Source organism: Phocaeicola sp. RTP21198st1_B8_RTP21198_201120, from assembly GCF_040929485.1.
Classification (GTDB): Bacteria; Bacteroidota; Bacteroidia; order Bacteroidales; family Bacteroidaceae; genus Phocaeicola; species Phocaeicola dorei.
In genome coordinates, this window is the sequence record NZ_JBCOCI010000103.1 from 7,482 (window position 1) to 13,472 (window position 5,991).

The window sequence follows — 5,991 nt, forward strand, 5'->3', positions numbered from 1 at the left end:
GCTTTATCATACAAGCGGCATCTGATGATCCGCCACCTAGTCCGGCACCCGCCGGTATATGTTTGTACATGTGTATATCTACCGGCAACAGTCCGGGATAGTCTTTTTTTAATAACTTGTAGGCTTTTACTACCAGATTATCTTCGGGTTCACCCTCCAAAGGAGCTCCGCTTATGTGTAAAGTGTATTCTTTGTCATTGTTTTCCCGCCGCGTTACTTCCAGAGCGTCTTGCAGGTTTATCGGATAAAATATGGTTTCCAGATTGTGGTATCCATCCGGGCGCTTTTCTATAATATTAAGTCCCAAATTAATCTTTGCATTAGGAAATGTTATCATATTCTGTTCTTTAAATAGTTATTTTTAGTGTGTTTCGTTAGATTGTTGCCCGTTCTACAAAGATGCACGCCACCTTTTATCCGGACAGAGCGCCAAATATAGAACAAACTTTTCATTTTACCATATAAAAAAACCATTTACTGTCCAGATTGTTCATTTCTCTGTAGATTCAGGTTCATATTTCTTTTATTATTTTTGGGAATGGACGAGTGCCCAACTCAGCAAAAAGTTCTATCTTTGCCCTACTTTAAACAGATGACAATGGCAGAAACGAGAAAAATGACACGTACTCCCAAAACTTCGAAAGCAAAGCCTGTTGACGAATACGGACATTTACAGCCCCAGGCACCTGAGCTGGAGGAAGCTGTATTGGGAGCTTTAATGATAGAAAAAGATGCTTACTCATTAGTAAGTGAGATTCTTCGTCCCGAATCTTTTTATGAACGCCGTCACCAGCTTATTTATTCGGCTATTACCTCATTGGCTTTACGCCAGCAACCTGTCGATATCTTGACTGTGGCCGAACAATTACGCAGCACCGGTGAACTGGAAGATGCAGGCGGTCCTTTTTACATAACACAGCTAAGCGGCAAGGTAGCCTCTTCCGCACACATAGAATATCACGCACGTATCATCGCGCAGAAGTTTCTTGCACGCGAACTGATTACCTTTACCAGCAACATCCAGACAAAGGCTTTCGACGAAACCCAAGACGTGGACGACCTGATGCAGGAAGCGGAAGGAAAACTGTTCGAAATCTCGCAACAGAACATGAAGAAGGATTATACGCAAATCAACCCTGTCATTCAGGAAGCGTATGAGATGCTTCAAAAAGCGGCGGCACGAACGGACGGGCTGAGTGGTCTGGAAAGCGGTTTCCATGCATTGGACAAAATGACCTCGGGCTGGCAAAATTCCGACCTGGTGATTATTGCCGCCCGCCCCGCTATGGGTAAAACGGCTTTTGTGCTTTCCATGGCAAAGAACATGGCGGTAAATGCGAAAATCCCTGTGGCTTTGTTCTCTCTTGAAATGTCCAACGTACAGTTGGTCAACCGTATGATTGTCAACGTGTGCGAAATTCCGGGTGAGAAAATCAAGAGTGGCCAGTTGGCTCCGTATGAATGGGGACAACTGGATTATAAAATAAAAGAATTATACGATGCACCGATGTATGTGGATGACACACCATCCTTGTCCGTCTTTGAATTACGCACCAAAGCACGACGGCTTGTACGCGAGCATGGAGTAAAAATTATTATCATTGACTACCTTCAGTTAATGAATGCCAGCGGAATGTCATTCGGCAGCCGTCAGGAAGAGGTCAGTACCATTTCACGTTCACTGAAGGGGTTAGCCAAAGAACTGAACATCCCCATCATCGCACTGAGCCAGCTGAACCGTGGTGTGGAAAGTCGTGAGGGTATTGACGGAAAACGTCCCCAGCTCAGTGACCTCCGTGAATCCGGAGCTATTGAGCAGGATGCCGATATGGTATGCTTTATCCACCGCCCGGAATACTATAAAATCTACTCGGATGAAAAAGGGAACGACCTGCACGGTATGGCAGAAATCATTATCGCCAAGCACCGTAACGGTGCCGTAGGTGATGTACTGCTGCGTTTCCGTGGCGAATTCGCCCGCTTCCAGAATCCGGACGATGATGTTATCGTGCCTATGCCGGGTGAGGCGCCGGGTATTATCCGTTCCAAAATGAACGGTGGTGGCAACAATGTACCTCCCCCATCTCCTGATGCCGCACCTGCCGACAATAATCCGTTCGGAACCCCTATTCCCGAAGGACCTTTACCGTTCTGACATTTATTTATCCCTCACAGAATTAACACGGATTATTTCCCTCAAAGAAAAATCTGTGTTAATCTGAGTAATCTGTGATGGATAAATAACAGGATAAAAGAAAATAATTACTAAATTTGCAGGTCATTTTGAAATACATAAAAAATATCATATATGAATATCTCTTATAATTGGCTGAAAGAATACGTCAACTTCGATTTGACACCGGATGAAGTGGCCGAAGCGCTGACTTCCATCGGTTTGGAAACCGGAGGCGTAGAAGAAGTCCAAACAATTAAAGGTGGTCTGGAAGGTATTGTCATCGGCGAAGTGCTGACTTGCGAACCTCATCCCAATTCAGACCACATGCATGTTACTACTGTGAATTTGGGACAAGGAGAACCGGTACAGATTGTCTGTGGAGCTGCTAACGTAGCTGCCGGACAGAAAGTGGTGGTTGCCACATTGGGCACCAAACTATACGATGGCGAAGAATGTTTTACCATCAAGAAATCAAAGCTCCGCGGAGTTGAATCTATGGGTATGATCTGTGCCGAAGACGAAATCGGTATCGGAAACAGCCACGAAGGTATCATCGTATTGCCGGCGGATGCTGTTCCGGGTACTCCCGCTAAAGATTATTTCAATATCAAAAGCGAATACGTACTGGAAGTGGATATCACCCCGAACCGTGCGGACGCCTGCTCACATTACGGCGTGGCCCGAGATCTGTATGCCTACCTGATTCAAAACGGCAAACAAGCCACTTTAAAACGTCCGTCTGTAGAAGCGTTTAAAGTGGATAACCATGATATGGACATCGCCATTGAAGTAGAGAATACGGAAGCATGTCCGCGTTATGCCGGAGTTTCCATAAAAGGGGTAACTGTAAAAGAGAGTCCCGAATGGCTGCAAAACAAATTACGCCTGATCGGAGTACGTCCTATCAATAATATCGTGGATATCACCAACTACATCCTTCACGCATACGGCCAGCCCCTGCACTGTTTTGATGCAGATAAGATTAAAGGTGGGAAGATTGTAGTGAAGACTGTTGCCGAAGGTACTACATTCGTTACTTTGGACGAAGTGGAACGCAAATTATCCGACAAGGACCTGATGATATGCAACACAGAAGAACCGATGTGCATTGCCGGTGTATTCGGTGGTCTGGATTCGGGAACAACCGAGCAGACAGTAGATGTATTTTTGGAAAGCGCTTATTTCAACCCGACTTGGGTACGTAAAACAGCCCGTCGCCATGGATTGAGTACGGACTCTTCTTTCCGTTTTGAACGTGGTATTGACCCCAACGGAACTATTTATGCATTGAAAGAAGCGGCTTTACTGGTTCAAGAACTGGCAGGAGGTACTATTTCTTCTGAAATTAAAGACAACTACCCTGCCCCGATAGCCGATTTTACAGTAGAGCTGAATTATGAGAAAGTCCACTCACTGATAGGAAAAACCATACCGGTGGAAACCATAAAGAGCATTGTCACCAGTCTTGAAATGAAGATTGTGAACGAAACACCCGGAGGCTTGACTTTACAAGTTCCCCCCTATCGTGTGGATGTGCAACGTGATTGCGATGTAGTAGAAGACATTCTCCGTATCTACGGATATAATAATGTGGAGATTCCTACTACCTTGAAATCCAGCCTGACCACCAAAGGTGAAGTGGATTACTCCCAGAAATTACAAAATCTGATTTCAGAGCAACTGGTAGGTTGTGGTTTCAATGAAATACTGAACAATTCACTGACCGCCGCTTCCTATTACGAAGGATTGGAAACATACAAGAACGAAAATTTGGTTTACTTGATGAACCCATTGAGTAACGATTTGAACGTGATGCGTCAAACTTTATTATTCGGTGGTTTGGAAAGCATCCAGCACAATGCCAATCGCAAGAACGCCGATTTGAAATTCTTTGAATTCGGTAACTGCTATTTTTATAACGCAGAAAAGAAAAAACCGGAAAAAGTGCTTGCGGCTTATGCTGAAGAATATCATTTAGGATTGTGGGTAACCGGCAAACGCGTCAGCAATTCATGGGCCCATCCCGATGAAAACAGCAGTGTTTACGAATTAAAAGCATACGTGCTGAACATCTTTACCCGTTTGGGATTGAATTTCGGCAACGTGGTATTCGGTAACCTGACCAACGATATCTATTCAACAGCCATCAGCGTACACACACGTGGCGGCAAGTTATTGGCCACCTTCGGCATCATCAGCAAGAAGATTCAAAAAGCATTCGATATAGACAATGAGGTATATTATGCAGAAATCAACTGGAAAGAACTGATGAAAGCCATCAAGTCGGCTAAAGTCAACTTTAAAGAACTTTCCAAGTTCCCGGCTGTGAAACGTGACTTGGCTTTGTTGATTGACAAGAACATACAGTTTGCAGAAATCGAAAAAATAGCCTATGAGACTGAAAAGAAACTGCTGAAAGAAGTAGAATTGTTTGATGTTTATGAAGGCAAGAATCTGGAACCGGATAAAAAAAGTTATGCAGTGAGCTTCTTGTTACAGGATGAAAGCGCAACACTGAACGACAAACAGATTGACAAGATCATGTCCAAACTGATTGCTAACCTAGAAAACAAACTAGGTGCAAAACTAAGATAATAATAAAAATAACCATTATAAAACTACAATCCAATGGGAAGAGCATTTGAATATAGAAAAGCTACAAAGCTGAAAAGATGGGGCCACATGGCCAAAACATTTACAAGACTGGGTAAACAAATCGCTATAGCTGTAAAAGCAGGTGGTCCGGAACCCGAAAATAACCCGACCCTACGTGGTGTGATCGCTACTTGTAAGCGTGAAAACATGCCGAAGGATAACATTGAACGCGCCATTAAGAATGCAATGGGTAAAGATACCAGTGACTACAAAGGTATGACTTACGAAGGATATGGTCCTCACGGAGTAGCTGTATTTGTTGATACATTGACAGACAACACTACCCGTACCGTAGCAGATGTGCGTTCAGTATTCAACAAATTCGGTGGAAACTTGGGTACTACCGGTTCCTTAGCTTTCTTGTTCGACCATAAATGTGTATTTACTTTCAAGAAGAAAGAGGGAATGGATATGGAAGAACTGATCCTGGATTTGATTGACTATAATGTAGAGGATGAGTTCGACGAAGATGAAGAAGAAGGAACTATCACCATCTATGGTGATCCGAAGAGCTACGCAGCAATTCAGAAACACTTGGAAGAATGTGGTTTCGAAGAAGTGGGTGGTGATTTCACATATATTCCCAATGACTTAAAAGATGTGACTCCTGAACAACGTGAAACTCTAGACAAGATGGTAGAGCGTCTGGAAGAATTTGATGATGTTCAGACCGTTTATACAAACATGAAACCTGCATCTGAAGAGGAAGAATAAAATGAAAATAACCTATAAGACGCAAGGCACTTGCAGCAGCCACATCGAAGTGGAAGTAGAAGATGACGTTATTCAACAAGTTTTCTTTTGGGGCGGATGCAATGGAAACTTACAAGGTATCAGCCGATTGGTGAAAGGAATGAAAGTGGAAGAGGTCTTACAGAAACTGGAAGGTGTAAGATGCGGAAACCGTTCTACTTCCTGTCCGGATCAATTATGTAAGGCGTTGCGTGAAATGAAACAATAAAAAAGAGGCTGTCTTATCTTGTAATTCAAGTTTGAGACAGCTTCTCTTTTTTTCAATATATTATCTTACTTCCGGATCATTGTTCCGTTTCATTTTCTGTTCTCTTCAAGGCCCTTCAAAGGTTGATGGTCTTTACCTTACCCGGAATGATGGTCAGATGCACCGTTCCATCCTTTTCTATCTCCACCTTCTGATATCT

General features: G+C 43.4%; 4 protein-coding genes and 1 pseudogene. 4 read left to right on the forward strand and 1 reads right to left on the reverse strand.

The window, feature by feature from the left end; translation table 11 throughout:
- Positions 1–337, reverse strand: a pseudogene (locus tag AB5935_RS21800) (4-(cytidine 5'-diphospho)-2-C-methyl-D-erythritol kinase); the annotation flags it as partial.
- A gap of 261 nt (positions 338–598) precedes the next feature.
- On the opposite strand from AB5935_RS21800, the gene dnaB reads away from it, so the two are divergent.
- The 4 genes from dnaB to AB5935_RS21820 all read left to right on the forward strand — a co-directional run bounded on the left by dnaB (position 599) and on the right by AB5935_RS21820 (position 5,792).
- Positions 599–2,155, forward strand: coding sequence for a replicative DNA helicase (dnaB, locus tag AB5935_RS21805; protein WP_007849420.1), 1,557 nt, complete (start codon positions 599–601; stop codon positions 2,153–2,155).
- Positions 2,156–2,308: 153 nt separating this feature from the next.
- A complete protein-coding gene (gene pheT / locus AB5935_RS21810; protein WP_038609758.1) occupies positions 2,309–4,771 on the forward strand; it encodes a phenylalanine--tRNA ligase subunit beta in 2,463 nt (820 codons plus the stop codon).
- Positions 4,772–4,804: 33 nt separating this feature from the next.
- The gene (locus AB5935_RS21815; protein WP_005839937.1) at positions 4,805–5,545 is read left to right on the forward strand and encodes a YebC/PmpR family DNA-binding transcriptional regulator; all 741 of its coding nucleotides are present in this window, start codon (positions 4,805–4,807) and stop codon (positions 5,543–5,545) included.
- Position 5,546: 1 nt separating this feature from the next.
- The gene (locus tag AB5935_RS21820) at positions 5,547–5,792 is read left to right on the forward strand and encodes a TIGR03905 family TSCPD domain-containing protein (protein ID WP_007835123.1); all 246 of its coding nucleotides are present in this window, start codon (positions 5,547–5,549) and stop codon (positions 5,790–5,792) included.
- Positions 5,793–5,991 lie beyond the last annotated feature (199 nt).

Excerpts from the sequence above, each read along its gene's own strand:
- AB5935_RS21820 (WP_007835123.1), top strand. The coding sequence starts at position 5,547 with ATGAAAATAACCTATAAGACGCAAGGCACTTGCAGCAGCCACATCGAA.
- dnaB (WP_007849420.1), top strand. The coding sequence starts at position 599 with ATGGCAGAAACGAGAAAAATGACACGTACTCCCAAAACTTCGAAAGCA.
- AB5935_RS21815 (WP_005839937.1), top strand. The coding sequence starts at position 4,805 with ATGGGAAGAGCATTTGAATATAGAAAAGCTACAAAGCTGAAAAGATGG.
- pheT (WP_038609758.1), top strand. The coding sequence starts at position 2,309 with ATGAATATCTCTTATAATTGGCTGAAAGAATACGTCAACTTCGATTTG.